Origin of the sequence: Stenotrophomonas sp. S49, from assembly GCF_016624905.1 — a bacterium.
Classification (GTDB): domain Bacteria; phylum Pseudomonadota; class Gammaproteobacteria; order Xanthomonadales; family Xanthomonadaceae; genus Stenotrophomonas.
This window is the reverse complement of record NZ_JACVUD010000062.1, coordinates 1-25329: the sequence shown is the minus strand read 5'-3', so window position 1 is coordinate 25329 and position 25329 is coordinate 1. Positions and strand designations below refer to the sequence as shown.

The 25329-nt window shown below is 65.7% G+C and carries 21 protein-coding genes and 1 tRNA gene; 6 read left to right on the top strand and 16 right to left on the bottom strand.

All coding sequences use genetic code 11. From position 1 onward, the window contains the following. Positions 1-99: 99 nt before the first annotated feature. The 3 genes from IAE58_RS13635 to radA form a co-directional block, all read right to left on the bottom strand. The gene (locus IAE58_RS13635; RefSeq protein ID WP_199933940.1) at positions 100-2406 is read right to left on the bottom strand and encodes a tetratricopeptide repeat protein; all 2307 of its coding nucleotides are present in this window, start codon (positions 2404-2406) and stop codon (positions 100-102) included. Positions 2407-2457: 51 nt separating this feature from the next. Further along, the gene (locus IAE58_RS13630) at positions 2458-4314 is read right to left on the bottom strand and encodes an ATP-binding protein (RefSeq protein ID WP_199933939.1); all 1857 of its coding nucleotides are present in this window, start codon (positions 4312-4314) and stop codon (positions 2458-2460) included. Positions 4315-4569: 255 nt separating this feature from the next. Continuing rightward, positions 4570-5946: a DNA repair protein RadA gene (radA, locus tag IAE58_RS13625; protein ID WP_108748968.1), complete on the bottom strand. Its 1377-nt coding sequence runs from the start codon at positions 5944-5946 to the stop codon at positions 4570-4572. 204 nt (positions 5947-6150) lie between these two features. Between radA and IAE58_RS13620 the strand changes: the two genes are divergently transcribed. Next, positions 6151-8208, top strand: coding sequence for an EAL domain-containing protein (locus IAE58_RS13620; protein WP_199933938.1), 2058 nt, complete (start codon positions 6151-6153; stop codon positions 8206-8208). Positions 8209-8475: 267 nt separating this feature from the next. Here IAE58_RS13620 and cyoD read toward each other — a convergent pair whose 3' ends face one another. The 4 genes from cyoD to cyoA are packed head-to-tail and all read right to left on the bottom strand — an operon-like array spanning position 8476 to position 12492. Continuing rightward, complete coding sequence (gene cyoD / locus IAE58_RS13615; protein ID WP_108748966.1) at positions 8476-8817, bottom strand: cytochrome o ubiquinol oxidase subunit IV; 342 nt, start codon at positions 8815-8817, stop codon at positions 8476-8478. Further along, positions 8817-9455, bottom strand: coding sequence for a cytochrome o ubiquinol oxidase subunit III (cyoC, locus tag IAE58_RS13610; protein WP_108748965.1), 639 nt, complete (start codon positions 9453-9455; stop codon positions 8817-8819). Before cyoC ends, cyoD begins: the two co-directional genes overlap by 1 nt. Next, on the bottom strand, positions 9452-11449 hold the full coding sequence (gene cyoB, locus IAE58_RS13605) for a cytochrome o ubiquinol oxidase subunit I (protein WP_108748964.1): 1998 nt from the start codon (positions 11447-11449) through the stop codon (positions 9452-9454). The genes cyoC and cyoB overlap by 4 nt, the downstream gene beginning before the upstream one ends. A 2-nt stretch (positions 11450-11451) precedes the next feature. Continuing rightward, complete coding sequence (cyoA, locus tag IAE58_RS13600; protein ID WP_108752504.1) at positions 11452-12492, bottom strand: ubiquinol oxidase subunit II; 1041 nt, start codon at positions 12490-12492, stop codon at positions 11452-11454. 338 nt (positions 12493-12830) lie between these two features. Between cyoA and IAE58_RS13595 the strand changes: the two genes are divergently transcribed. From IAE58_RS13595 to IAE58_RS13585, 3 genes are all read left to right on the top strand, one after another. Then, on the top strand, positions 12831-13169 hold the full coding sequence (locus IAE58_RS13595; protein WP_199933937.1) for a hypothetical protein: 339 nt from the start codon (positions 12831-12833) through the stop codon (positions 13167-13169). A 414-nt stretch (positions 13170-13583) separates the two neighbouring features. Then, positions 13584-13940, top strand: a complete 357-nt coding sequence (locus IAE58_RS13590) for a hypothetical protein (protein ID WP_199933936.1) — start codon at positions 13584-13586, stop codon at positions 13938-13940. Positions 13941-13978: 38 nt separating this feature from the next. Next, positions 13979-14338, top strand: coding sequence for a hypothetical protein (locus IAE58_RS13585; RefSeq protein WP_199933935.1), 360 nt, complete (start codon positions 13979-13981; stop codon positions 14336-14338). Here IAE58_RS13585 and IAE58_RS13580 read toward each other — a convergent pair. The 9 genes from IAE58_RS13580 to IAE58_RS13540 all read right to left on the bottom strand — a co-directional run bounded on the left by IAE58_RS13580 (position 14308) and on the right by IAE58_RS13540 (position 21424). Next, a complete protein-coding gene (locus tag IAE58_RS13580) occupies positions 14308-14775 on the bottom strand; it encodes a hypothetical protein (protein ID WP_199933934.1) in 468 nt (155 codons plus the stop codon). The genes IAE58_RS13585 and IAE58_RS13580 overlap by 31 nt on opposite strands. A 48-nt stretch (positions 14776-14823) precedes the next feature. Continuing rightward, positions 14824-16095 (bottom strand): hypothetical protein, encoded by a 1272-nt coding sequence (locus IAE58_RS13575; RefSeq protein ID WP_199933933.1) that lies wholly within the window; start codon positions 16093-16095, stop codon positions 14824-14826. Between the two features lie 149 nt (positions 16096-16244). Beyond that, positions 16245-16760 (bottom strand): hypothetical protein, encoded by a 516-nt coding sequence (locus IAE58_RS13570; RefSeq protein WP_199933932.1) that lies wholly within the window; start codon positions 16758-16760, stop codon positions 16245-16247. A 245-nt stretch (positions 16761-17005) separates the two neighbouring features. Then, entirely contained in the window at positions 17006-17458 is a 453-nt protein-coding gene (locus IAE58_RS13565; RefSeq protein WP_199933931.1) for a hypothetical protein, read from the bottom strand. Further along, positions 17455-17880, bottom strand: coding sequence for a hypothetical protein (locus IAE58_RS13560; RefSeq protein WP_199933930.1), 426 nt, complete (start codon positions 17878-17880; stop codon positions 17455-17457). Before IAE58_RS13560 ends, IAE58_RS13565 begins: the two co-directional genes overlap by 4 nt. 1214 nt (positions 17881-19094) lie before the next feature. Continuing rightward, positions 19095-19472, bottom strand: a complete 378-nt coding sequence (locus tag IAE58_RS13555; protein WP_199933929.1) for a hypothetical protein — start codon at positions 19470-19472, stop codon at positions 19095-19097. Positions 19473-19562: 90 nt separating this feature from the next. Then, positions 19563-19904 (bottom strand): Imm8 family immunity protein, encoded by a 342-nt coding sequence (locus IAE58_RS13550; protein ID WP_199933928.1) that lies wholly within the window; start codon positions 19902-19904, stop codon positions 19563-19565. Between the two features lie 403 nt (positions 19905-20307). Next, positions 20308-20383 (bottom strand) — tRNA-Thr (locus tag IAE58_RS13545). A gap of 36 nt (positions 20384-20419) precedes the next feature. Beyond that, positions 20420-21424 carry a 2-hydroxyacid dehydrogenase gene (locus tag IAE58_RS13540; protein ID WP_199933927.1) on the bottom strand — a complete coding sequence of 335 codons (1005 nt, stop codon included), beginning with the start codon at positions 21422-21424 and terminating at the stop codon, positions 20420-20422. A gap of 194 nt (positions 21425-21618) precedes the next feature. Between IAE58_RS13540 and IAE58_RS13535 the strand changes: the two genes are divergently transcribed. Next, positions 21619-22440: a FecR domain-containing protein gene (locus IAE58_RS13535; RefSeq protein WP_233614943.1), complete on the top strand. Its 822-nt coding sequence runs from the start codon at positions 21619-21621 to the stop codon at positions 22438-22440. Between the two features lie 11 nt (positions 22441-22451). Beyond that, positions 22452-25238 carry a TonB-dependent receptor gene (locus tag IAE58_RS13530; RefSeq protein WP_199933925.1) on the top strand — a complete coding sequence of 929 codons (2787 nt, stop codon included), beginning with the start codon at positions 22452-22454 and terminating at the stop codon, positions 25236-25238. The last annotated feature ends 91 nt before the right edge of the window (positions 25239-25329 follow it).

Sequence of the window (25329 nt, the reverse complement as noted above, 5' to 3'; positions counted from 1 at the left end):
CCCGCCCCACCCACCCCCCCCCCCCCCCCCCCCCCCCCCCCCCCCCCCGGGGACCGGTAGCGCCGGGCCATGCCCGGCGAGTGCGCAGCGCGGTGGAGATTACAGGCCGTACCGCTCGATCACATCCAGGTGCGGCTGCCGGTCCTGGTTGCAGGCTTCAGCCAGGCGCAGCCAGCACTGCGGGTGCGACCAGTTGGCGGTGGACTGCTGCAGGTAACGATGCAGCGCAAGCGGCGCATGCCCCTGCGGCTGGGCCACGGTGAACAGCAGGCCCGGCAGCGTGCCCTCATCCGCATCCGGGTCGGTCACGGTGTAATCCGGGCGGCTGTGCGCCCACACCTGCCAGCCCTGCGCTTCGGCACCTTCCGTGAACGCATTCCAGGCCTCTTCGCCCGGGTGCGCGCCGTCGATCAGCCAGCTGCGCTCGAAGCCACCGCGTTCCAGCACATGCACCTGCGCATAGGTGGGAATGAAGTGCTGGCGCTGTTCTTCCTCTTCCGGCGCCGGATGCACCAGCGCGGCATCGAACACCACCCAGTCGCCCACCTGCTGGGCACGGTTGGCCGGTGCGTTCTCGACGATGCGCGCGGTCACCGGGCCGGTGCGGCGCGCGTAGTACTCCATCGGCTCGCCCTGCTCCAGGCTGCGGATGATCACCCAGCCCCACGGCTCTTCGACCACGCCGTCCTGGCTGGACAGCTCCATGCCGATGGCCGCGGCCGAGCGGCGCACCGCGTCCCAATCGCGCGCAGCACTGGCCGCGCTCATGTGGTCCCAGTGCGCGGCATTGGGATCCTCCAGCGTTTCCACCAGCTGCGCGTAACAGGCCTGCGCATCGCTGAAGCGGCCCGTTTCCATGTACATGCGCGCCAGCGTGCCACGCGCGCCGTGCGAGCCCGGCGACAGCGCCAGCAGCGCCTGCGCGGCCTGTTCCAGCGCCGGCCAGTCGGACACGCGGCGTGCGCGCTGCACCTCGCACCAGTGCGCGAACACCGGCACGCTGCCGCGATAGGTCTCGGCCAGGCGGCGCAGGCCATCGTCGTCGCCCTGCTCGGTCAGCCAGCGCATCAGCGTGTAGGCAGCGGCGCCGTCCTCCTGGGCATGTGCGCGCACGAAGTCCCACAGCAACGCGCGCGCTTCGGCCTGCGCGCCACAGGCGTTCAGCGCCGATGCGGCCACCTCGGCCAGCGCTTCATCGTCGGGGCACTGCGCATGGCCCTGCAGCAACCACTGCGCCTCGCGTTCGGGGTCGCGCGACTGCTGCTGTTCCCCGCGCGCTTCCAGCCAGGCCAGCAGTTCGACGGCCGGCACCGGCAGCGGTTCAACGTCAGGCAGTGCGTCGATGCGCGCAGCCAGGCCGGCCACCAGCGCGCCGGCACCGCGGTCCTGGCGCAGCTGTGCCAGGTGCGTGCGGGCCAGGCCGAGCTGGCGCTGCGCCACCCAGCGCGCGCCGCGCTGCAGGGCCAGTTCCAGGCTCAGTGCTGCCAGCTCGATCACCAGGCGGTGGGCACCGACGCGGGCGAAGTGTTCGATGATGGTGTTGAAGCGCGTGCCCAGATCCCAGGTGTTGCGCGCCGGATCACGCTGGCACAGGATCGCCACCGTGTTGGCCCACATGCGCCAGGTATTGGGGGTCAGCTCGCTCCACGGCACCAGCTGCTGCAACGCTTCTTCGTCGCGGCCCAGCTGGGCCAGCGCCCAGGCGCGCGACAGGCGGCGCGGCACGGTGCAGTTGGCCGGTTCGTACTCGCCAGCGGCGGCCACTTCGGCCTCGCGCTGCTCGATCAGCACCATCGCCTCGTCGGCACGGCCGGTGGCCAGCAGCACCTTGATCTGCATTTCCGGGAAGCTGTCGAACACTTCCTTGCCGCGCGCCTTGATCGCATCGGCCTGCGCCTGCAGGTAATCCAGCGCGTCCTGGCCGCGGCCATCGTCCAGCAGCGCATCGGCTTTTTCGCAGCTCAGGCACTGGAAGCACGCCCAGCTGGGATCGATGCGGGCCAGGGTCTCATCGCACACTTCAATGCGCTCGGGCACCCAGCCCGGGCCGTCGATGTTGCCGTAGCAGGCGGCCAGATCCTGGGTCACGCAGATCGACTGCGGGCAGTCCAGGGTGTCGGCACGGTGGGCGCGCTCGAACAGCGCCACCGCCTCGCCCAGCGCGCTCTCGCCTTCCACGCGGTTGCCCACGCGGTTGCGCAGCGCCCAGTGGCCCACGTAGACATCCACCCACGGGTTGTCCAGCGCCTTGCCCAGCGCACGCGCCTCGGGCAGCAGCGCATCCACGCGGTCCACCTGCAGTTCGCTCACCTCGTCGGCCAGGCGGGTCAGCAGGTGCGCGTTCTGCGCCTGCCCGGCCTGGCGCAGGTCTTCCTGCAGTTTTTCAACCCAGTTCCAGATTTCCATGATGTGCAAGTCTCCTGTCTAGCGAAGGCTGGATAAGAAAGTGAGCGGTACTCAGCGCAGCATCTGCTGCAGGGCACCGGCAATATCGGCGAAGGCAGCGTTCAGATCGGGCGTGGCTGCGCTGGCATCGCGCGCCAGCGGCCGCCCCTGCGCGGACACGATGATCTTCAGCGAACGCAGCAGGCGTGCTGCGGCGGGCGCCTGCGCATGGCCGGCGCGCTGCGCCTGCAGCAGCGCCTGCACCGCCGGGTTGTCCAGATTCACGTACAAGCGCGACGGCGCACGCGCTTCGATGCGCGCGGTGAACTGGCGCGCCAGGCGCAGTGCGGCCATCGACACGCGCTTGTCGTTCTCATCGTCTTCCAGGCGCTGTTTCAGCTCCGCCTCGCGGTCGGGCACCACCACCACCGGCAGCGCTTCGGGGCTGAAGCGCGCCGGCAGCAGCTGTTCGCCATCGCCCAGGTGCTCGCGCAGCCAGGCCAACTGCGCCTCGTCCAGGCTGTCGTCGCTGCGGAACAACGCGCGGTTGCCCTGTTCGGTACCCAGCTCCACCAGGCGCAGGCCCTTGGCCTGGGTCCAGCGGCGCAGGAACGGCACCACGGCATAGCGGTGCCCGTGCGCCACCGGCACGCCCATGGCACGGAACAGCATTTCCTCGAAGCCGCCGCCGTTGTTCAGGATCACGTGCACGGCGCCACGCGCCGGAAGCGCGCTGGCCGGCAGGTCACCCTGCGAGGTGGGCACGCGCACGTGTTCCAGCAGCAGGTCGAACAGACGGTCGTCGCACAGCGCGGCGCCCAGCAGGGCCTCGTTGTGGCGGCTGAGCACGCGGCGCCAGGCTTCCGGCTGCTGCCGCGCCACGTCGGCCAGGCCGTCGATCAGCGCTTCCAGAAGCGCGTGCTGCACGGCGCGGTAATGGTCGTCGCGCTGCAGGTCCTCGCGGCTGGCGGTGGGGGTGAGCCGCGACGATTCGATCACCCCGCCGATGAAACCGGCCCACGGCGGCAGCAGGTCGCGCGCATCGTCGTCCAGCAGCATGCCGCGCACGAACACCGACAGGTTGCGGTTGTCGCTGGTGCCATAGGTGGCGCCATCCTGCACCCATAGCAGGCCAGTGGCGTCACTTTCCGCATCGGCGCGCAGCGGCACGGTCACGATGGGTTCGAAGTCGTGTTCGAAGCGTGCGGCGAACTGCAGCGCCTGGCGCCGCGCCTGCACCGGGTGCAGCGCCACAGCGGCCTGCGCGCGCCACGGCGGCGGCTCGGGGTTCAGCGCTTCAGTCGCGGCGCCAATGAAGATCGGTTCGGACAGCAGCGCGCAGTAGCGGCCCAGCACTTCGTACAGCCGCGCCTCGTTGGCCAGCGGCAGGAAGTCCGGGTGCAGTTCCAGCTCCACTTCGGTGCCGACCGCACGCGCCGGCACTTCGCTCACCGTGTACTGCTCGGCGTTGCTGGACACATACAGGTGGCCCAGGTCCGGCGTCTGGTACGAGGTGGTGCGCACACTCACCCGCCGCGCCAGCACAAAGGCCGACAGGAAGCCCAGGCCGAACATGCCGATCAGGCCGTCCTGGTCATCGCCGCCCTGGCGCAGGCCGCGGGTGTAGCCCACGCCCACCGTGGCCAGGTAATCGTGGATTTCCTGGCGGGTCAGGCCGGCGCCGGTATCGACGATGCGCAGCACGCCGGCGGCGGCATCGACCTGCACATCAATGCGCGAGGGCAGATCGCCACCGGTCTGTTCAATGCGGCGGCGGATGATGGAATCGTGCGCGTTCTGCACCAGCTCGCGCAGCGCCACCATCGGGGTGGAATACAGGTGCTTGCCCAGCACCGTCATCAGTCCATTGAGATCGACCCCGGCCCGGCGGATTTCGGCGGCGGGGGTGGTCAGCGTCGGGTCCTGCATGTAATCGGTTACTCCTTGCCACACAAGGCGCCACGGGGCGCCATCGTCGAGCCGGGGAAACTAGCACAGGCACGCTGACCGTTGCTGTATCGGAGGCGTGCAGCGCTTTGTAGAGTCGAGCCATGCTCGACTGCTCCCCAGCCCCAGGTAGAGTCGAGCTTGCTCGACTGCTCTTGCCTCGACGCGAAAAGCAGTCGAGCAAGCTCGACTCTACAAAAGGCAGCCGAGCATGGGCTCGGCTCTACCGCACGGATGTCACGCGGCGTCAATCGCCTCGGACAGCCGCTCCACGGCGATAACTTCCATGCCCTTCACGCTGCCGCCCTTCGGCGCGTTGGCCTTGGGCACGATGGCGCGCTTGAAACCATGGGTGGCCGCTTCGCGCAGGCGGTCTTCGCCGTTGGGCACCGGGCGGATCTCACCGGACAGCCCTACTTCGCCGAAGGCAATGGTCTTTTCCGCCAGCGGCCGGTCCTGCAGGGACGACAGCACCGCCAGCAGCACCGGCAGGTCGGCGGCGGTTTCCTGCACGCGAATGCCACCGACAACGTTCACGAACACGTCCTGGTCGCCCACCAGCACCCCGCCATGGCGGTGCAGCACCGCCAGCAGCATGGCCAGGCGGTTCTGCTCCAGGCCCACGGCCACGCGGCGCGGGTTGGACAGCGGCGAGGCATCCACCAGCGCCTGCACTTCCACCAGCAGCGGGCGGGTGCCCTCGCGGGTGACCATCACGCAGCTGCCCGGCTGGTGCGCGCTGCTGCCGGACAGGAAGATGGCCGACGGGTTGGACACTTCCTTCAGGCCCTTGTCGCCCATGGCGAACACGCCCAGCTCGTTCACCGCGCCGAAGCGGTTCTTGAACGCACGCAGCAGGCGGAAGCGACTGCCGCTCTCGCCTTCGAAGTACAACACCGCATCGACCATATGTTCCAACACGCGCGGGCCGGCAATGCCGCCTTCCTTGGTCACGTGGCCGACCAGGAACACGGCGGTACCGGTTTCCTTGGCAAAGCGCACCAGCCGTGCCGCGCTTTCGCGCACCTGGCTGACCGACCCCGGTGCGGCGGTCAGGGTTTCGGTCCACAGGGTCTGCACCGAATCGGCCACGATCAGGCGCGGGCCGGCCTTGCTGGCGTGCTGCATGATCGACTCGACGCCCGTCTCGGCCAAGGCATTCACGCCATCCAGCGGCAGCTCCAGCCGGTGCGCGCGACCGGCCACCTGGGCCAGCGACTCCTCGCCGGTCACGTACAGCACCGGCAGTTCGGCGGCCATCTTCGCCACCGCCTGCAGCAGCAGGGTCGACTTGCCGATGCCCGGGTCACCGCCGACCAGCACCACCGCGCCCTCCACCAGGCCACCGCCCAGCACGCGGTCGAATTCGCCAATGCCAGTGCTCACCCGGCGGTGCTCGGTCTGCTGCACGTCCTTCAGCGCGGTGATCTTCGGCGGATCGATCTTGCCCACCCAGCCATTGCGTCGGGCTGCGGGGGCCTTCGCCGCTGCGGCGCTTTCCAGCACGATTTCCGACATCGAGTTCCACGCCCCGCATTCCGGGCACTGCCCCTGCCATTTGCTGGAATCGGCGCCGCATTCGTTGCAGACGTAAGCGGTGCGGGCCTTGGCCATCGGTAATCCTGCGTGGTGAACGGTGAAGGAGGATAGCCGAGCGCGGTCGCAGGCGCTGCGACAGGCCGCCCGGCGCATCCCGCCTACACATCTTCAAATACGAGATTAACATCACACTTTTTGACTACTAAGGTTCAGCCCCCTGCCGCCGCTATAGTTCGCGGCTTCATGCCTGCCCTCCCCGCTTTCCCTGAAGGACCCGCAATGACTGGCACTTACAGCCAGAGCCTGGTTGCTTTCTCGCTGTTGGTGGCCATTCTCGCTTCGTACACCGCCCTGGACATGGCCGGCCGCCTGGCCACCGCACAGGGCCGGGTGGCCCGCTGGTGGCTGATCGGCGGTGCGTCGGCCATGGGCCTGGGCATCTGGTCCATGCACTTCATCGGCATGCTGGCCTTCAAGCTGCCGATCCCGATCGGCTTCGACCTGGGCATTACCCTGTACTCGCTGGCAGTGTCCATTGCCGCGTCGGCGTATGCACTGTGGCTGGTCTCGCGCCCGGAACTGCCGCGCCGGCGCCTGCTGGCCGGTGGCACCCTGATGGGCCTGGGCGTAGCCACCATGCATTACCTGGGCATGGGCGCCATGCGCATGCAGCCGGGTATCGACTACGACCCGCTGTGGTTCGCGCTGTCCATCGCCGTGGCCATCGGCGCCTGCACCGCCGCGCTTTGGATCGCCTTCCGCCTGCGCCGCGAAGACCAGCGCACCCTGCCGCTGCGCGTGGCAGCTTCGGCGGTGATGGGCCTGGCCATCGTCGGCATGCACTACACCGGCATGGCCGCCGCCAGCTTCCCGGCCGGCAGCATCTGCGGCGCGGTAATCGACGGCGGCATTGAATCGCACTGGCTGGCGGTGTTGGTGATCGTCACCACCTTGGGCGTGATCGGCATTGCGCTGGTGGCCTCGCTGTTCGACCGGCAGATGCGCGTGCGCACCGGCCTGCTGGCCGAATCGCTGGAAAAGGCCAACGACAAGCTGCTGCAGGCCGCCCTGCATGACCCGCTTACCCAGCTGCCCAACCGCATGCTGCTGCAGGACCGCATCGAGCAGTCGATCGAAAAGGCGCGCCGTCGCGGCCATGCGCTGGCGGTCATGTTCTGCGATCTGGACGGCTTCAAGGCGGTGAACGATGCCTACGGGCACCAACTGGGCGACCGCCTGCTGGTGAAGATGAGCCAGCGGGTCAGCGCGCTGCTGCGCCCGCAGGACACCTTCGCCCGCCTGGGCGGCGATGAGTTCGTGATCGTGCTGGCCATCGAAGAACCCGACGACGCGGTGGTGGTGGCCGAGCGCATCATTGCGGCGGTGGCCGAACCGTTCCTGATCGATGCGGCCGAACTGCAGGTCAGCGCCAGCCTGGGCATTGCGTTGTACCCGGACGATGCCACCAGCGAACGCGAGCTGATGGCCCATGCCGACGCGGCCATGTACCACACGAAGGAAGGCGGGCGGAACGGCTACACCTTCTTTACCCCGTCCATGCAGGTGAGCGCGAACCGCCAGCTGCGCCTGCTGCAGGACCTGCGCCGCGCCACCGAACGCGGCGAACTGCTGCTGCACTACCAGCCCAAGTTCGTGGCCGCCGGCACCCCGGCGGTGGGCGCCGAAGCGCTGCTGCGCTGGCAGCACCCGGAACTGGGCATGCTCAGCCCGGACGTGTTCATTCCCATTGCCGAGCGCAGCGGATTGATCCTGCCCATTGGCGATTGGGTGCTGGACCAGGCCTGCGCTCAGCTGCGCGCCTGGCACGATGCCGGCCAGCACGAATGGACCATGGCGGTGAACCTGTCGCCGCTGCAGTTCTCTTCGCCCGCGCTACTGGACAGCGTGCGCGCTGCGCTGCAGCGGCATGGCATTGCGCCGGAGCGGCTGACGCTGGAAATCACCGAGACCACGGCGATGAAGGACGTGGAAGCCAGCCTGGTGATCCTGAACGATCTGACAGCAATGGGCGTGCATATCGCCATTGATGATTTTGGCACCGGCTATTCCAGCCTGCTGTACCTGAAGCGCATGCCGGCCACCGAACTGAAGATCGATCGCGCATTCGTACGCGAGCTGGAACAGAACGCCGAGGACGCGGCGATCGAGTCGTCGATCGTGGCGCTGGGCCGTTCGCTGCAGCTGCAGGTGGTGGCCGAGGGCGTGGAGACCAAGGAACAGCAGGATTACCTGAGCGGGCTGGGCTGCGACCAGCTGCAGGGCTACCACCTGGGCAGGCCGATGGCCGCCGACGAGTTCCTGCGCAAGGTGGGTTGAAGCGCGCGGCGGTAGCGCCGGGCCATGCCCGGCGGTGGGGCCGGCGGGGTCGGATCCCTTGCCACAGGCAAGGGCTCTGACCCCATCTGCATCGCGCGCGCGGCCATCTACGCATGGCGTGGATCTACCCGCCGGGCATGGCCCGGCGCTACCTATCCACGAGCGCACGAGCGCCGGGGGCGGGCCCCCCCCGCCCGCCCCACCCCGCCAACGAAAAAGGCCGCCCCGAAGGGCGGCCTTTTCGTGTGTGGCAACGTCGCGAAGACGTCAGTGCATCATGTGCACGTTCATGTTGTGCATGACCCACAGGGTACCGGCCACGATGATGCCGATCACCACCACGGTGAAGGCAGCAGCGTTGACGTTCCAACGGCTTTCCGAAGAACGGTCCAGGTGCAGGAAGAACACCAGGTGCACCAGCATCTGCAGCACCGCGGAAACCGCGATCACCACACCGCTTACGGTGCGCGAGAAGTCGCCCGACATCACCACCCAGAACGGGATGACGGTCAGCACCACCGCCAGCACGAAGCCGATCAGGTACGACTTCACGCTGCCGTGGCTTTCGCCGCCGGTGCCGTGGTCGTGTGCATGGTTGTCATGTGCCATTACAGCGCTCCATTGAGGTAGACGACGGAGAACACGCCGATCCAGATCAGGTCCAGGAAGTGCCAGAACAGGCTCAGGCACGCCATGCGGGTCTTGTTGGTCGGGGTCAGGCCGTACTTCTTCAGCTGCACGAACATCACCGCCAGCCACAGCAGGCCGGCGCTCACGTGCAGACCGTGGGTACCGACCAGGGCGAAGAACGCCGACAGGAAGGCACTGCGGTCAGGGCCGTAGCCCTGGTGGATCAGGTGGTTGAACTCCCACACTTCCATGCACATGAAGCCGAAGCCCAGCAGCCAGGTGATGGCCAGCCACAGGTACATCTGGCCCACCTGCTTGCGGTGCATGGCAATCATGCCCAGGCCGAAGGTCAGCGACGAGGTCAGCAGCAGCGCGGTTTCCCACGCCACGAACGGCAGCTCGAACAGATCCTTCGGGGTCGGGCCGCCATCATTTCCGCCCACCAGCACCACGTAGGTGGCAAACAGCGAGGCGAAGATGAGGCAGTCGCTCATCAGGTACACCCAGAAACCGAAGACGGTGTTGCCGCCGGTGTCGTGGTGCTCGTGGTCGTCATGGCCATGGGCCGCCGCATGCGCGGCGTGCCCGTGGCTCAGGGTCGAGGTATTGGTGCTCATGCCTTCAGCTCCGACTTCACCAGGCCCTGGGCTTCCAGGTGCTTGCGGTGTTCGTTCTCGATGCGTTCCACCTCGGCGGCCGGGACCCAGTAGTCCACGTCCTGGTCGAAGGTGCGGTAGATGAACGTGGCGATCATGCCGACGAAGCCGACGATGGCCAGCCACCAGATGTGCCAGATCATCGCAAAGCCAAACACCAGACTGAAGGCGCCGATCACCACACCCGTGCCGGTGTTGCGCGGCATGTGGATGTCGGTGTACTTGGCCGGCTTCGGCCAGGCTTCACCACGCTGCTTGCGCTCCCAGAAATCGTCCAGCTCGGTGACTTCCGGCAGGCTGCCGAAGTTGTAGAAGGCCGGCGGCGAAGAGGTTTCCCACTCCAGCGTACGGGCATCCCACGGGTCGCCGGTCAGGTCGGCGGTCTTCTTGCGGTCGCGGATCGACACGGCCACCTGGATGATCTGGCACAGAATGCCGGCACCCACGATGAAGGCACCTGCGGCAGCCACCAGCAGCAGCGGCTCGTAGGCCGGGTTCACGGTGCTCTGCAGGCGACGGGTCATGCCCATGAAGCCCAGCACGTACATCGGCATGAAGGTCACATAGAAGCCGATGAACCAGCACCAGAAGGCGCACTTGCCCCAGAACTCGTTCAGGCGGAAGCCGAACATCTTCGGCCACCAGTAGGTGATACCAGCGAACATGCCGAACACCACGCCGCCGATGATGACGTTGTGGAAGTGGGCGATCAGGAACAGGCTGTTGTGCAGCACGAAGTCGATGGCCGGGATCGCCAGCATCACGCCGGTCATGCCGCCGATGGTGAAGGTGACCATGAAGCCGATGGTCCACAGCACGGGCGTGGTGAACTGCACGCGACCGCGGAACATGGTGAACAGCCAGTTGAAGATCTTCACGCCGGTCGGAATCGAGATGATCATCGTCGTGATGCCGAAGAAGGCATTGACGTTGGCACCCGAACCCATGGTGAAGAAGTGGTGCAGCCACACGATGAACGACAGCACGCCGATGCAGGCGGTGGCGTAGACCATGCCCTTGTAGCCGAACAGCGCCTTGCGCGAGAAGGTCGCGATCACTTCGGAGAACACGCCGAAGGCCGGCAGCACCAGGATATAGACTTCCGGGTGGCCCCAGATCCAGATCAGGTTGATGTACAGCATGGCGTTGCCGCCACCATCATTGGTGAAGAAGTGCGTACCCAGGTAACGGTCCAGGGTCAGCAGCACCAGGGTGATGGTCAGCACCGGGAAGGCGGCGACGATCAGCACGTTGGTGACCAGCGCCGTCCAGGTGAACACCGGCATCTGCATCAGCTTCATGCTGGGGGTACGCATCTTCAGGATGGTAATGAAGAAGTTGATACCGCTCAGCGTGGTACCCAGGCCTGCGACCTGTAGACCCCAGATGTAGTAGTCCATGCCGACGCTTGGACTGTATTCGATGCCCGACAATGGCGGGAACGCCAGCCAGCCGGTGGCGGCGAATTCACCGATCCACAGCGACAGCATGATCAGCACCGCACCGGCCACGAACAGCCAGAAGCTGAGCGAGTTCACGAACGGGAACGCGACGTCGCGCGCACCGATCTGCAGCGGCACGGCCAGGTTCATCAGGCCGGTGATCAGCGGCATGGCCACGAAGAAGATCATGATCACGCCGTGGGCGGTGAAGATCTGATCGTAGTGGTGCGGCGGCAGGTAGCCTTCCGAACCGCCCACTGCCAGCGCCTGCTGGGTACGCATCATGATGGCGTCGGAGAAGCCGCGCAGCAGCATGACGAAGGCGACGATCAGGTACATCACGCCGATCTTCTTGTGGTCCACCGAGGTGAACCACTCCTTCCACAGGTAACCCCACAGCTTGAACTTGGTGATCAGGGCCATCACGCCCAGACCACCCAGCACTGCACCGATCAACGTCGTCAGGACGATCGGATCGTGGGGGATCGACTCAAGAGAGAGTTTTCCCAACATGTTCATTCTCCCGAACCCGCGTGGCCGGCATGGCCTGCGTGTTCGTGTTCGGTGGCATCCAGGTTTTCACCCGATTCCTTGGAATCATGCGCGTCACTGGGGGTGTGCCCCTCGTGCGCTTCATGGCTGGCAGCATCGGCGGCGGCCGCACCGGCATGCGAATGCTTCATGCCGTAGTGCTGGTTGTCGCCCATGTGCTTGGCAATGACCCAGTCGAACAGGCCTTCTTCGGTCTTGCCGAAGTAGGTGACCGGGTACCACTCGGAATTCTTCGCATCACCCAGGGCCTTGAAGCTGGTCTTGTCCAGGGTCTGCGTGCCGGCACGCACCTGGTCCAGCCACTGGCGGTACTCGGCATCGGTCACCGAATAGGCGGTGAAGTGCATCTTGGCGAAGCCCGCGCCGCTGTAGTGCGAGGACATGCCCGGGAATTCACCGGTTTCGTTGGCGATCAGGTGCAGCTTGGTTTCCATCGCCGCCATCGAATAGATCATGCTGCCCAGGTGCGGAATGAAGAACGCATTCATCACCGTGTCCGACGTGATCTTGAAGTTCAGCGGGGTGTTCACCGGGAACTTGATCTCGTTGACGACCGCAACCTTCTCTTCCGGATAGATGAACAGCCACTTCCAGTCCAGCGAGATCGCCTCGATGGTGACCGGCTTGACGTCCGATTCCAGCGGCTTGTACGGGTCCAGTGCGTGCGACGAACGCCAGGTCAGGACCGCCAGCACCAGCACGATCATGCAGGGGATCGACCACACCACCACCTCGATCGCCGTGGAATGCGACCACTTCGGCTCGTAACGGGCCTTGGTGTTGGAAGCGCGGTACTTCCACGCGAAGGTCAGGGTCATGACGATGACCGGGACGACGACCAGCAGCATGAGCACGACAGCCGTGATCAGCAGGGTCTTCTCGTCCTGGCCAATCTGGCCCTTCGGACTGAGGATGGCCACGGCATCGCAGCCGGTGAGCATCACCAGCAGTGCGAGCAGCAGGCCCGGGCGCAACCAGCGCCCAAGGGTTTTCAACGGAATCATCGGTCGATCCAATTGCGAGGGAATGCCGTTCCCCGTCCTGCCCGCTCCGGCAAAAGCCGGTCCCGCCTGTGGTTGAGACAGGCAGTGAGGTGGGGTCGAGTCAGCCTTTCAATTTTAGGCCGTCACGCATCATTTAAGAAAGGCATTGACAATGATTCAGCGCAGGAATCGGCCGGATATCGCTGCGACACGTTGTCGCACCGCGCGCAGGGCACCCCGTTTGCGGGCGCCGGGGACCGGATTCGGCAAAGTATGCTGAACCTGTTCAGCGTACTTGAAGTACGCCCCTGCCGCACCAAGACTGCGTAGCACACGCCCCCTCTTCGCAAGGATGCCTGATGACTGCCCTGCTGCGCTGGCTCAGCACACCCGCCGTGCGCCGCACGCTTGCCCTGCTGGGCGCCGCCCTGGTGGTGCTGCTGGCCTGCAACCCGGAACTGGCGCCGCTGCTGGGGCTGATGGATGTGCTGGGGCTGGACGTGCTGGCACTGCTGCTGGGGGCACAACTGCTGGCCACCCTGCCCTGGCTGCGGCTGCACGCCGGGCGCGGGCTGCGGGTCGCGGGGCGGTTGGCCGGCGGCGCACTGGCCGGGGCGGCGGGCGGCTATCTGCGGCAGTTGGCACCGTTTTGTCGTGATCGCCTTGGGTTTGAGCTCTGGGTTCGCCGGGCAGGCTGACCTGTTCGATGCGGGGTGCGTGGCCCTTTGAACCGGGCCTGATGGCGACCCGGCCTTGCCGGGCGGGCGTTTCGGGCTGCGGGCCGGCGTGCCAAAATGCCGCCGAAGCGTAAAACATCCCCGCATTGACGCAATCTGCCCTTGGCAGCCGCTCGCGGGCTGTGCACACCATGGCATGCCACTGAAAGCGAGTGGCCGGGTCGGCAAACCCGATGTCTGACGAGTGTTTACGCTTGCCAGTCGGCGCCACCTCTGCGTGGCGCCGGCTGGCAATCCGTCCGCGTTCTTTGGCGGGCGGTGCGTGGGGGTGCGTGTTCGCATGCACCCGCCGGATTCGTCAGACCCGGTTTTTGCCGCCACGCACCGTCCGCCACCCCTGCGGTGGCGCTTTGTGTTTTGCACGGAGCATCTGCCATGAACGCATCGGAATTTCCTGATCTGAACGCCCGCCGCGCGGCGCCCGCTGGCGAACCCGGCAACGACCCCGGCACCTTCATCCCCACGCTGCGGCGCATCCAGGCCGGCGCGGCCGCCAATGGCCAGTCCTGGCCCGAGCGCGCCCTGCCGCCCGGCCGGCGCCTGCAACTGGCCGACGCCGACTGCGCCCTGGCTGGCCTGGCCACCGTGCAGCAGATGCTGCTGGCCGCCGAGCGCACCCGCCAGGCCGGCCAGCCCGAAGACACCCTGGGCGACCGCAGCATGGAAGGGTTGATGCTGGCCTGCATTGCCCTCACCGCGCATGCGGCCAGCTGCCTGCAGGTGCAACCGTAGCCAGGGGCGCGGCGGCGTCCATTCCGACAGCCGTCGTGATGCTGCTAGGCCTGCTTGTCGGCCATCTGTATCTGCCGGAACCGGCACTCAGCGTAAACAGCTACAGCAAACAGACCGTACCGAACTTCCTGCAGATGTGGCAGCAGGCCGCAGAGTTTGCGCAGGAACGCAGAGCCGACGGACTGCGCGTCAGCCCCGCCGCACGCGGGGCGAGGCATTTCGAACTCTATGCCGGGGATACACCGGTATTACTGGTCGATAACTCGCCGAAGCGCATGGTGATTATCGTGTTCGAAAATTCGCGCGAGCAGGTGCCGGACCTGTGGGAGCTGGAACATGAATGGTGGCGGGCCATGCGCCAGCGCGGTCAGTTCGTGCGGCATGGCGCGGGCGGGTGAGGATAGGTGGCGAGCAGGGAGAGCAGCAGCTGTTGCTCTTCGGCCTCGTGCCCCTCTTCCACGGCATGCAGCGCCAGCCAGGCAATCTCCTGCCCCCGCTCATCAAGCGTGAGATGTGCCGGCTGCAGTGCAAGCAAGAGAATCGCCTGCTGTGGTTGCAGCCGGCCTTCATCCAGCAACCGCTTCACCCACGCCAGATGCAGCGAAGGAAACGAATTGGCCAGTGCATACCCCTGCACCAGCCACTGTGCCGCGCGCAGCAACGCCGCGGGGTCGGCATGGCCCAGCCACGCGTCGATGTCGGCCTCGATGGGCTGCGGCACGGGCAGCTGGCCGCTGTAGTACTGCTGCAGGTGCGCCGCGTGCTCGACAGGGGTGCTGCCGACTGCGCCGTTTGAAAGCAGATAGGCGAGGAAACGCTGGGTCTGTGAATCCATCGGAATATTCCTGATGCCTGTGGCCAGCCGCGCGCGTATCGCATTGGCTCAGCGTGGCGGTGCGTACTCGAAGCGCATTTCCCGCTGCCCCTCGCCCACCACCGGTAGCACCGGGTCGGTGCCGGTGCAGCCCAGGCGCAGTCGATCGCGTGCGGTAACGGGAACACTGCCGCAGCCACCGGAATTGCTGATATCCAATTGCGGCAGCAAGGCCGCGGCAAAGGTTTCAACCTCGCCGCGCGCCGCGTTACGGCTGGCCGTTGCGGTCGGCACGCTGTAGCGCAGCTTGATGGCATACAAGCGGTCAATGGTGAGCAGCATTACCGAACTGTACTCCTTGCCATCGCGCACGAAACCGAAATCCAGCACGCTGGCCTCGATGCTGTTGGCCGCGTCCGGCTGCGCCGGTGCAACCTTCAAGGTCACCGCCTGCACGCGCGACATATCATCGCGCCCCGCCAGCGCTGCGCTGCGCGCCTCGAGCAAACCCTTGCGCTCACCTTCCAGCAGACCGGCCCGCTGTTCCTGGTCCAGCACGCCCACCGGGTAGAAGTACACATCGATCCAGCCGTCCTCGTTGCCGGCCTGCTGGAAGCGCACCGACGCACCACCCGCAACATCGTCGTAGCGGCGCTCGCCCAACGCCTTCCACTGCCCCACCTGCAGCGGGTAGACCACGCTGGTCGCGAGCAGGAAACCGCCCAGGAACGGCGACGGCGCAGACGCGCCCTGCTCTGCCGTTTCCGGGTTGAGCATGACCGTGTTGTCGCTGGCACCGCATTCCGCCTTCACCACAGGCGCCAGATGCGCACGCAGCGTGCCGGCCTTCTGCTGCGCGGCCAGCGTATCCATGGCCGCAATGCGCAGCGCAGGATCGGCCGCAATGAAGGCCGTATAGGCGCGCAGCGCACTTTCCACACCGGCCACCTGTCGGCTGAGCTGATCGCTGGCTTCGCGCTGGTCTATCTGGAAGGCCAGGTTACCGAAGCTCTGCTGCATCAGCAGATCCAGGCCGATATTCTTGGCTGCCTCATCCTGGTCAGGCAGGTTCATGACCTGGCAGAGGGTCACCATGTAATCGGGTGTTTCTGCCAGCCAACGCAGGATCGACACCCGGAGTTCCTGCGCCCCCGGCTGCTGGGGGGATGCTTCCAGCGACTGGGTGAGGCCTACGAAATTGGTGGCGTTGATCGGTTGTGCGGCGGTGGCCTGCGGCGCGGGCGCATCGGGTTGTGCGGCCAATGCGGGGACGGAAAGCGCCGTAGCGATGCCGATGATGGAAAAGGCGGTGAAACGGCGCAGTGTGCTTACTGATGCCATGGTTTACGGTCCCTGTAACCGCCCGGCGCGGTTTCAGGGTGAAGCGTAGCAGGCGGCGTGGGCGGTCGCGACCAGAAAACCATGGCAGCGCCAGATTCTCCCTTGGGCGACTGCATGCGCCCCTCGGCCCAGGATGCACACCTCTCAGACTATCTGCCTGACCGGTCTCTGATGGAATCAATGTGCACCCGTAGCGCCGTCGGATCTTCTCTCTCGACTGGCAACATCGCGTCGACCTTGCTAACGCCCCTCATTACACCCAGCCAAGGCTCTTGCGGACCTTCGGACAGCGAGAAGCGCGCTTGCACGATGACCATCCGGTACCACTTGCCATCGAGCATTTCCGAGCCCGCCCCTCTGAGCTCAACGGCGTTGAACACAACATCGTTCGAATAGTCGTCTTCGCTGGGAAACAGGACTGGCAACCCATTCCTGACGGCCAGATACCCAACCAACACCACATCCTTGCCGACTGCCGAGCGAGGGTTTGCGTTCAACCTCGCAAAGCTTGTTCCGCATCGCGAAGAATTGCTCACCCGATGGAAGCAGGCATCCAGCGGCCCGCTGTCCGTGGGGGCGTGAATCTTTCCATCGCCGCAAGCGGTTACGCCGGACATTGCGACAAAGGAGACCACCAGGGCGAGCTTGGAACTTGAGAAATTCATATCACCTCGTAAGCCTCTCAACTCCACAATGGAGTCCAAACCGCCCATGCCCGACCTTGAGTATGAGCCACCAGATGACCCCGCCCCTTTATCGAAGATAACGACGGTGTTCCCATCGCTCCACATTGTGACCGGCGCCTGTGCCGTGGGTCCCGAACAAGCTGGCGCGCCCGCCTGTGCGGGACGCGCCATCAACTCACCGCCCTCTGGACGGGCGCCACCACACTTCTTGGCAGAGCCAGTGGTCAATCTGCCCGCAAGAGATAGACGTTCATCGTGGCAATCTTTGAAGAAGAATCCGCATAGATGATCGTCAATGGAATCGGGTCCCCCTTCTCGCACGCCCAAAGAGCATTCGCGTCAGGCACAACCGTGGCAATGCCATTGGCCGCCACCGTCATGCAAGCCTTGGGGCGATACATCAACTTCGATGAACCCGTTATATCGCTTACCTGTCCACTGGGACTCACAAGCTTTACGTTCAGCTGGAATGACGAGCCCATCTCGACGCCCACTTGGGACACCGCTGCGCCGTCGAGTACTTCCTCGGAAGTACTATTCTCCAGCAAGGTCGACAACTCCCACTCACCAATCAGATCGACACTTCCGATTGAAGCACGAATGCTCCACTCCGGACGATCCGCGGCCTGCGCGCCGGCATCAAATGACAGCAGCGCAAGAAGCGTGAAACTGATCATTCGGCCATACATACTTTTCCACCCATCTCTTGATTGATATCTACCGGAAGCCCATCTTTCTGGCGGGCACTGATACATTTCTGCCTGACCCGCTCACGTGCAAGATGGACAAAGATGCCGCCTACCTGATGATAGGCATTAGGGTTACCTGGCTGCGTTTCCATCAAGCAGGGAACGATACGCTGGCCAACCATGTTCCAGTCGCGCTGCGACCCGCAGCCGTACGCCTCCAGAGCACCTCGGAGATCGACCTGCACGTGATACCACCCCATGCTGGCGAAACACTCCTGGTTGGCCACCCACTTTCCGCCGTTGAACCCCTCCAGAAGGCTGTTTACCGCACTGCAGGATGCCTCCACGAACGGCCAAAGGCCCCTCTTCTCAAGATAGGGATCTACGAACGCCGGGATCACGTGATCCATCCACTGACAGTTATCCATCTGGCACCGGATCTCACACGAGCCCTTGGCAATGCAGGTCTGCTGCAGATGGAACAGGTGACGCGGGTCGGTCGAAGGCATTGCGGCGCTTTGAAGCTCTGCAACCGCTTTTCCGCATCCCGAGCCGTCGCTACTCGGACAATCCGGGGGCAGACACACTGCGCCTGTTGGCGTTGACTGCCCATTGCCAGCAGCGGCGTACTCACAGCCCTGCTCGCAGGTTTTTTGCCCGGCTGGTGCACCGGGGAGGCTCAACGATGGTCTGGTCGCGCATGAGTCTTGAGGTCGAAAATACGCTACCCCACATCCAGTTACGGGCACCCAAGGTATGTTGGTCCCGCACATCCACTCGTACAGGCCCACAATACCGTCGGTTAAACGAACATGCATCGGATAGAAGTCCGACCTTACCTTCAACCATGCCAAGTGGGTGCGGCGGACCTCCAGATAGGCCTGTCCTTGGTCACAAGGTCTGTTCTCGTAGGGATACTCCCCGGTGCATCGAGTCGCAACCTCCTCGGCATTGGAACTGAAAGCGGCCGACATCCCAATCAAGGCAAATATAACGAGTACGGCTCTGCGCACACTCCATCCCCTCTAAATAGCTTCCATACAAAGCGTTGCCCCAGGCGGCGTAGTGTCCAACACAAACGCCGCTTGCGCAGACTCGTCACTTCGCAACTAGATTGCAAGCGGCATCGGGAGACGCTCGTCGCAGAACGCGCCAAGAGTGTATTGGTGATGTGTTGGTAGCTAGGCGTCACCTCGCTTTGGAGCTGACGGGCACGGACTAAGCATTCTGCCTGGCTACATCGTCAATGCTGCTCAGACCCTCCGTCATCCCAGCAGGATTGAGCCTCAGGAACCCATCAGGATTCTTGTTGTTGAAGTCGACAAATATTCCGGTCTCGGACATCCAATAGTCCCTGCGAGCTCCCAATGACGGCAGCTGCCAACGCCGCCACTCGCCCACGCCAACAGATTCCTCGCCACCCAGCATCGACCCCCTCCCTGGAAACCACGACACCAACGCCTTCGGCGGCTGAAGCATCTGTGGCGTAAGCCCCCCCCCTTTCGCTGAAACCTACCGCACTTGGCCCTGTAACGGGGAGTTAGGGTCTGTCCCCCATGTGGAACCTGCTGGACCGCCGGCAGTAGTACGGATACACGGTGAATGATAGGGAGCGCGCTGGATCTTATGCTATGTCGTCGGCGCTGCCAAACGCCGCGTAAGTAAGGTTGCCGCGCAGTGTCTGGCCTGGCTCCAGACGGACTTCACCGCACCCGTCCGGACAGAAGGCTGTCAAGACAGATTTTGGATGGATCGGGCCTGCGGTCGTGGTCAGAGTGGCCCCCTCATACCCCGTCAGGAAGGTCCCATCCGGGCCAGGCCAGCCCTCCTTGGAAAGGCACAATGGCACGGCCGCTGCAGAGGTCAGGACGACGTCGTATCGTCTCTCTGCGAGGCTGTCAGTCACCGAGAGACTGAAGTCCAGAGGCTCCGCGCGCCGAAACGAACCAGCACATGCGGTGATTGTCAGGCACAACACCGTGACATTAAGAATGTTCTTCATCGTCCTGAGTCCATGATGCGGGGGCGTGCAGGAACCGCTGGTTTATCCACCTTTCACTGCGTTATTTCGGTCCACTGTCGTTCGCCACGTCTACTCCTCGCCGATCCAGGGCACATAGCCTTCAAACTCCCAGTCCATCATTTCAGCCAACGTGCTGGCCATTTCTGCCCAAGTTCCATCAGGCACAGCCGCGCACATGAGCTGGATCGCGCGCTCAACCGCTTCAAAGCTGACGTCATCTACGATGACAACCTTTGGAATGAACTTACCCTCATCCTCCATACGTTCGAGCCATTCCCGGTTGCATGCGGTGAAGCCAAACAGGTCCGCCCCATGGCTATCATCCATCCCAATGGAAGCTTGAAAGCAACGACCAAACAGGCCGGATTCTTGATGGGTCTTGAGCGCAGAAGCCCAATCAGCCGTGTCCATCCCCCGCAGTCTCGCTTTAGTCATTTTTCGCTCGATGCTGGCATGTGCAGTTTTTGTCCCGCTGCGTTCGCATTGAAGAATCGCCGGGTCAGATCAACTTGCCAGCCGCCATCTTGCCGGGTGGGAAAATGAACGTTTGACGGGTTCTGGCTCAACCACCATAACCGCAGTTTGCGTTGGCGCGACTCTCCCGTCGAGATGACATGGCCTCCCCAAGTCTGCGCCTACCCGACGGTGGCGAGGACGACCTGATTGTGTGTCGCGCCGGCCTCGGGTCGGTGGTGGGAATCCGGCGCTGCCAGCCGTGGGCTGGCACTACGGGCTGTCGACATTCCACTGGGCATGGCCCGGCGCTACCAGCCCAAACAAAAAGCCCCGACCAAGGCCGGGGCTTTTCTACAACTGGTGCCGGAAACAGGAGTCGAACCTGCGACCTACGCATTACGAATGCGCCGCTCTACCAACTGAGCTATTCCGGCTGAGCAGGCGATTTTACGGGCAGCCCAGCCCTCCGGTCAATCCGCCCGCACCTGGTTGGCGCAGTCCCGCCCGGCGGCGAAATCGGCCAGGTTGCCCATCGTGATCGCCGAGATCTCCTGCAGCGCCTCTACGGTGAAGAAGCCCTGGTGGCCGGTCACCAGCACGTTGGGGAAGGTCATCAGGCGCTGGAAGGCTTCATCGTCGATGATCTCCCCGGACAGGTCCTGGAAGAACAGCGCGCTTTCCTGTTCGTACACGTCAATGGCCAGCTGCCCCAGCCGCCGCGACTTCAGCGCGCGGATCACCGCGTGGGTGTCCACGAGGGCGCCGCGCGAGGTGTTCACCAGCATCGCGCCGGACTTCATGCGCGCCAGCGAGGCATCGTTGATCAGGTGGTGGGTGTCCGGCGTCAGCGGGCAATGCAGCGACACGATATCGGCGCGCGCCAGCAGTTCATCCAGCGCCACGCTGTCGCCCACGTCAGCGAACGCTGCGGAAGGATACGGGTCGTGCCCCAGCACCGTGCAGCCCATGCCGCGGAAAATACGGGCGGTGGCCAGGCCGATCTTGCCGGTGCCGACGATGCCCACCGTGCGGCCATGCAGGGTGCGGCCCAGCAGGCCGTCCAGCATGAAGTTGCCTTCGCGCACGCGGTTGTAGGCGCGGTGGGTATGCCGGTTCAGGGTCATGACCAGCGCCAGCGCGTGCTCGGCCACCGCTTCGGGCGAATAGGCCGGCACCCGCGCCACGAACAGGCCCAGCCGCTGCGCTTCGGCCATGTCCACGTTGTTGAAGCCGGCGCAGCGCAGCAGTACCGCGCGCACGCCGCCGGCGTGCAGGGCCTGCAGCACCGGCGCATCCAGCTGGTCGTTCACGAACACGCAGACCGCCGCGCAGCCCTGCGCCAGGGGCGCGGTGTGAAGGTCCAACGCGGCATCGAAGTAGACCAGTTCATGGCCCTGCCCCGCGCCCTGCTGCGCGCTGGCCTCGTCCAGGAAGCGGCGATCGTACGGGCGGGCACTGAATACGGCGATCTGCATGGACGGGCCTGCGTGGAAATCCTGCCCCGACGATAGCGCGCCGGCGCTCATGCCGCAGCCCCCGGCGCGGCGACATGACCGCCGGCACTTCAACCGCCCCGCGCGCTCAGGCAGAATCCGCACAGTGCCCGTGCGATGCGCGGGCTACGCAAGGAGCTGGGCCGCAATCCTCTCCACCACCATGGAGACTGCGAATGATTCGCAACGAGAACAAGGAAGGGACCGTGGTACTGCAACAGCCGCCACGAGGCGCACCGCGCGACAGCGCTCCGACCGGGGTCCACCCCGTGCGCCGCCGCTGGCTGCCGATGGCGGTGGCCGCCGGCATCGGCCTGGCCGCAACGGCCGGCTGGTTGCTGTACACGGACGGCAATCCGTCCACCCGCGTGTACGCCAATACCACCCATGCCGTGCAGCGGCAGATCCTGGCCGATGGCAGCGTGGCCACGCTCGATGCCGGCAGCGCGCTCAGCGCCCGCTTCGGCTGGCGCACGCGTGAACTTCAGTTGGACCAGGGCCGCGTGCAGCTGGAAGTGGCACCGTCGTCGCGGGCACTGCGCCTGCAGGCCGGCAACAGCAGCATCCGCGATATCGGCACCACCTTCCAGGTGGAACGCCTGAACGATGGCCGCGTGGAAGTGGCCTTGCTGGAAGGCGCGGTGGAAGTGACCAGCGGCAGTGCGCAGCACGCGCTGGCACCGGGCCAGCAGTTGCAGGTGCTGGCCTCCGGCCGCATCCAGCCGGGCCCGCAGTTGTCCACCACCGCCGCCGCTGAAGGCTGGCCGCAGGGCGACCTGGTGTTCGACGCGACGCCGCTGTCGGTGGTGGTGGAACGCATGAACCGCTACGGCAGCACGCCGCTGGTGATTGCCGACCCGGACATTGCCGATCTGGCCGTCAGCGGCAGCTTCCGCGCAGGGGATGCGCATGAACTGCTGTCCGCCCTGCAGCTGGGGTGGTCCATCGCTGGCCAGCCGCGCAAGGATGGCGCGCTGGAACTGCGCCGCGTGTACTGAGGCCGCGGCGCATGCCGGCCGCGCAGGCGCTGCGCGCGGGGCTGCTGCTGGCCCTGCTGTGCCTGGCCGTGGTGCCGGGCCAGGCGGGCATGGCGCACGCCGGCGAACCGGCCGCCAGCACCGATTACCACATTGGCGCCGGGCCGCTGGTACCGGCGCTGCAGGCCTGGGCGCGGCACAGCGGCGTATCGCTGATCTTCGATGCACGTGAACTGGCCAACCTGCGCACCACCGGCGTGCAGGGCCGGCAGAGCGCCGCCGCGGCGCTGAAGCAGCTGGTGGCCGGCATGCCGGTGAACATCCTGCAGACCCCGGCCGGTGGCTACGTGCTGCGCCGGCATGCAGCAGCGCCACCACCGTCGCCGGTAAAAGCACCCAGGCCTGCGCCGCCCCCGCCGCCGCCGGCAGCGCCGCAGGTGGAACTGGCGCCGGTGCAGGTGACCGGCAGCCGCCTGCCGCGCACCTCCGTGCAGACCACGCTACCGGTGACCGTTGTCGACCGCGACGACATCCTGCGCAGCGGCTACGGCACGCTGTTCGATCTGCTGCGCCACCTGCCCGGCATGAACGGCCACACGCCGCTGAGCACCGCACGCGGCGGTGATTCGCTGTACCTGCCGGTGGGCGCGGCGGCCACCACCAGCCTGGACGGCATGGGCCCGCGCGCCACCCTGTTCCTGGTCAACGGCCGGCGCCTGCCGCGCTACCCGATGGTGTCGTTGGCCGACGGCGCGCTGACCGATCTGGGCGGCCTGCCACTCAGCTTCATCGAACGCATCGAACTGGTACGCGGCGGTGCGTCGGCCATCTACGGCGCCGATGCCATGTCCGGCGTGGTCAACATCATTCTGCGCGACCAGGCCGAGGGCAGCGAGGCCATGCTGCAGACCGGCGCCAGTGGCCACGGCGATGGCCAGCAGTACCGCGTGCAGGGCGCCACCGGCGGTGTGCGCAGCAATGGCGACCGTTGGTTCGCCGGCCTCGATCTGCACCGCATGCAGCACGTGGCCGGCGATCGCCGCGACTGGCATGCGGATACATCGCTGTATCCGATCGGGCTGCTGATGGCCAATGGCGATTACTACCCAGCCACCGAATGCCACCCGCCGCTGCAGGAAGACGACCAGGGCTGCTGGTTCGACAGCGTGCGCCCACGTTCGCTGCAGCCGGCGTCGGACACCGTGGCCGGGTATCTGCGCTACCGCCACGAGCGCGGCGAAGGGCGCTACGCGTATGTGGAAGCGCGCGGCAGCTACAACCGCCAGCGCTTCGAACTGGGTCCGACAGCGGTGGCGTTGAACTTCAACCGCACGGCCATTCTCAACGTGGTGCTGCAGGAAGGCGGCAGCGTGCGCCCGCGCGTGCACGCCAGCGAAGGTGATCTGACCGTGGGCGTGGGCCGCCAGCAGGCGGGTCGCAGCTGGGAAGCGGGCGTGAGCGCGCAGCGCAGCGAGGTGAGCCTGACCACCGATGGCGTGGTGCGCAGCGAGAAGCTGCTGGAAGCGGCGCGCGACTTCGATTTCCTGCCCGGCTTTTCCACGTTGCCGCCCGGTCTGGCCGACGACCTGTTCCCGACCATCCACAGCCGTGGCCGTACCGAACAATGGCAGGGCTGGTGGGGCATACAGCGCAACCTGATGGCCTTGCCCGGCGGCGCGGCGCAGCTGGCCACCGGCATCGATCTGCGCCAGGAGCGCTGGACCTCGCAGCCGGACCCGCTGCTGGGCAAGGGCGAGTTGGCGCTGGGCCTGCCGATGGAGCAACGCCGGCTGTCGCGCAACAGCAGTGCCGCCTATGCCGAACTGGGGCTGCCGCTGGCCCACAGCCTGCGCGTGGACCTGGCCGCGCGCGTGGACCGCGATGCCGGGCAGACCGCATTTTCACCGCGCGCCGGCCTGCGCTGGAGCCCCAGCGAGCACTGGTCGTTCCTGCTGGCCAGTGGCCGCGGCTTCCGCGCGCCCAGCCTGTTCGAGCGGCGCCGGCCACCGGGCTACTTCGGCCTGGTTGCCCTGCCCGCTTCGGACACGCTGCCCCCCTGCGCGCGGCCGCTGCGCGGTGGCGGCTGCGCGGTACAGGTGGACGTGGTGGAGAACGATGGACTGAAGGCCGAAACCTCGCGCAGCCATTCGCTGGCGGCCAGCTGGACGCCCAGCGATGCGTTCGCGCTTACGCTGACCCACAACATCGTGGAGCTGCACAACGAGATCCTGGCGCTGCAGCCGGGGGATGCGCTGTGGAATCGCGACACCTGGGTACTGGACGAACAGGGCCGGCTGCGTGATCTGCGCCTGTCCTTCGACAACATCGGCCACACCACCTCGCGCAACTGGGTGCTGCGCGGTGAGTACCGCATCGACAGCGGTGCCAACGGGCAATGGCAGTTCGCACTGGATGCGCTGAAGCAACAGGAACTGAAGCGCGAGCGCAGCCACGAAGCCGCGGTGGATCTGCGCGGCCATGCCACGCCGGAACGCACCGCGATACTGACCGTGCAATGGCAGAACCCAAACTGGGACATCGCCCTGCGCGGCAACCGCGTAGGCCGCATGCGCGCCTGGCTGGCCGGCGAAACCTGCCCGGACGAACAGCGTGGCGAAGGGCACTGCATGAACCCGGCGCAGCTGCGTTGGAACCTGCACGTAGCGCGCCGGCTGAGCCCGCGCCTGGTGGCCGCACTGGACGTGCACAACGTGCTGGATACCGAACCGGTGAACTACCTGCCCGGCAGTGGTGGCCAGGTAGCCGGGCTGGATGACCCGCTGGGCCGGTATTTCCTGCTCACCCTGCAGTTCCGCTGACACGCCGTTTGTAGAGTCGAGCCCTGCTCGACTGGCTTCTGTAGAGTCGAGCTTGCTCGACTGCTTCTGCCAACAGCAGTCGAGCAAGCTC

Coding starts and splice junctions, on each gene's coding strand:
- IAE58_RS13635 (WP_199933940.1), bottom strand. CDS start 2,406: ATGGAAATCTGGAACTGGGTTGAAAAACTGCAGGAAGACCTGCGCCAG.
- IAE58_RS13630 (WP_199933939.1), bottom strand. CDS start 4,314: ATGCAGGACCCGACGCTGACCACCCCCGCCGCCGAAATCCGCCGGGCC.
- radA (WP_108748968.1), bottom strand. CDS start 5,946: ATGGCCAAGGCCCGCACCGCTTACGTCTGCAACGAATGCGGCGCCGAT.
- IAE58_RS13620 (WP_199933938.1), top strand. CDS start 6,151: ATGACTGGCACTTACAGCCAGAGCCTGGTTGCTTTCTCGCTGTTGGTG.
- cyoD (WP_108748966.1), bottom strand. CDS start 8,817: ATGGCACATGACAACCATGCACACGACCACGGCACCGGCGGCGAAAGC.
- cyoC (WP_108748965.1), bottom strand. CDS start 9,455: ATGAGCACCAATACCTCGACCCTGAGCCACGGGCACGCCGCGCATGCG.
- cyoB (WP_108748964.1), bottom strand. CDS start 11,449: ATGTTGGGAAAACTCTCTCTTGAGTCGATCCCCCACGATCCGATCGTC.
- cyoA (WP_108752504.1), bottom strand. CDS start 12,492: ATGATTCCGTTGAAAACCCTTGGGCGCTGGTTGCGCCCGGGCCTGCTG.
- IAE58_RS13595 (WP_199933937.1), top strand. CDS start 12,831: ATGACTGCCCTGCTGCGCTGGCTCAGCACACCCGCCGTGCGCCGCACG.
- IAE58_RS13590 (WP_199933936.1), top strand. CDS start 13,584: ATGAACGCATCGGAATTTCCTGATCTGAACGCCCGCCGCGCGGCGCCC.
- IAE58_RS13585 (WP_199933935.1), top strand. CDS start 13,979: ATGCTGCTAGGCCTGCTTGTCGGCCATCTGTATCTGCCGGAACCGGCA.
- IAE58_RS13580 (WP_199933934.1), bottom strand. CDS start 14,775: ATGGATTCACAGACCCAGCGTTTCCTCGCCTATCTGCTTTCAAACGGC.
- IAE58_RS13575 (WP_199933933.1), bottom strand. CDS start 16,095: ATGGCATCAGTAAGCACACTGCGCCGTTTCACCGCCTTTTCCATCATC.
- IAE58_RS13570 (WP_199933932.1), bottom strand. CDS start 16,760: ATGAATTTCTCAAGTTCCAAGCTCGCCCTGGTGGTCTCCTTTGTCGCA.
- IAE58_RS13565 (WP_199933931.1), bottom strand. CDS start 17,458: ATGATCAGTTTCACGCTTCTTGCGCTGCTGTCATTTGATGCCGGCGCG.
- IAE58_RS13560 (WP_199933930.1), bottom strand. CDS start 17,880: ATGGATCACGTGATCCCGGCGTTCGTAGATCCCTATCTTGAGAAGAGG.
- IAE58_RS13555 (WP_199933929.1), bottom strand. CDS start 19,472: ATGAAGAACATTCTTAATGTCACGGTGTTGTGCCTGACAATCACCGCA.
- IAE58_RS13550 (WP_199933928.1), bottom strand. CDS start 19,904: ATGGACACGGCTGATTGGGCTTCTGCGCTCAAGACCCATCAAGAATCC.
- IAE58_RS13540 (WP_199933927.1), bottom strand. CDS start 21,424: ATGCAGATCGCCGTATTCAGTGCCCGCCCGTACGATCGCCGCTTCCTG.
- IAE58_RS13535 (WP_233614943.1), top strand. CDS start 21,619: ATGATTCGCAACGAGAACAAGGAAGGGACCGTGGTACTGCAACAGCCG.
- IAE58_RS13530 (WP_199933925.1), top strand. CDS start 22,452: ATGCCGGCCGCGCAGGCGCTGCGCGCGGGGCTGCTGCTGGCCCTGCTG.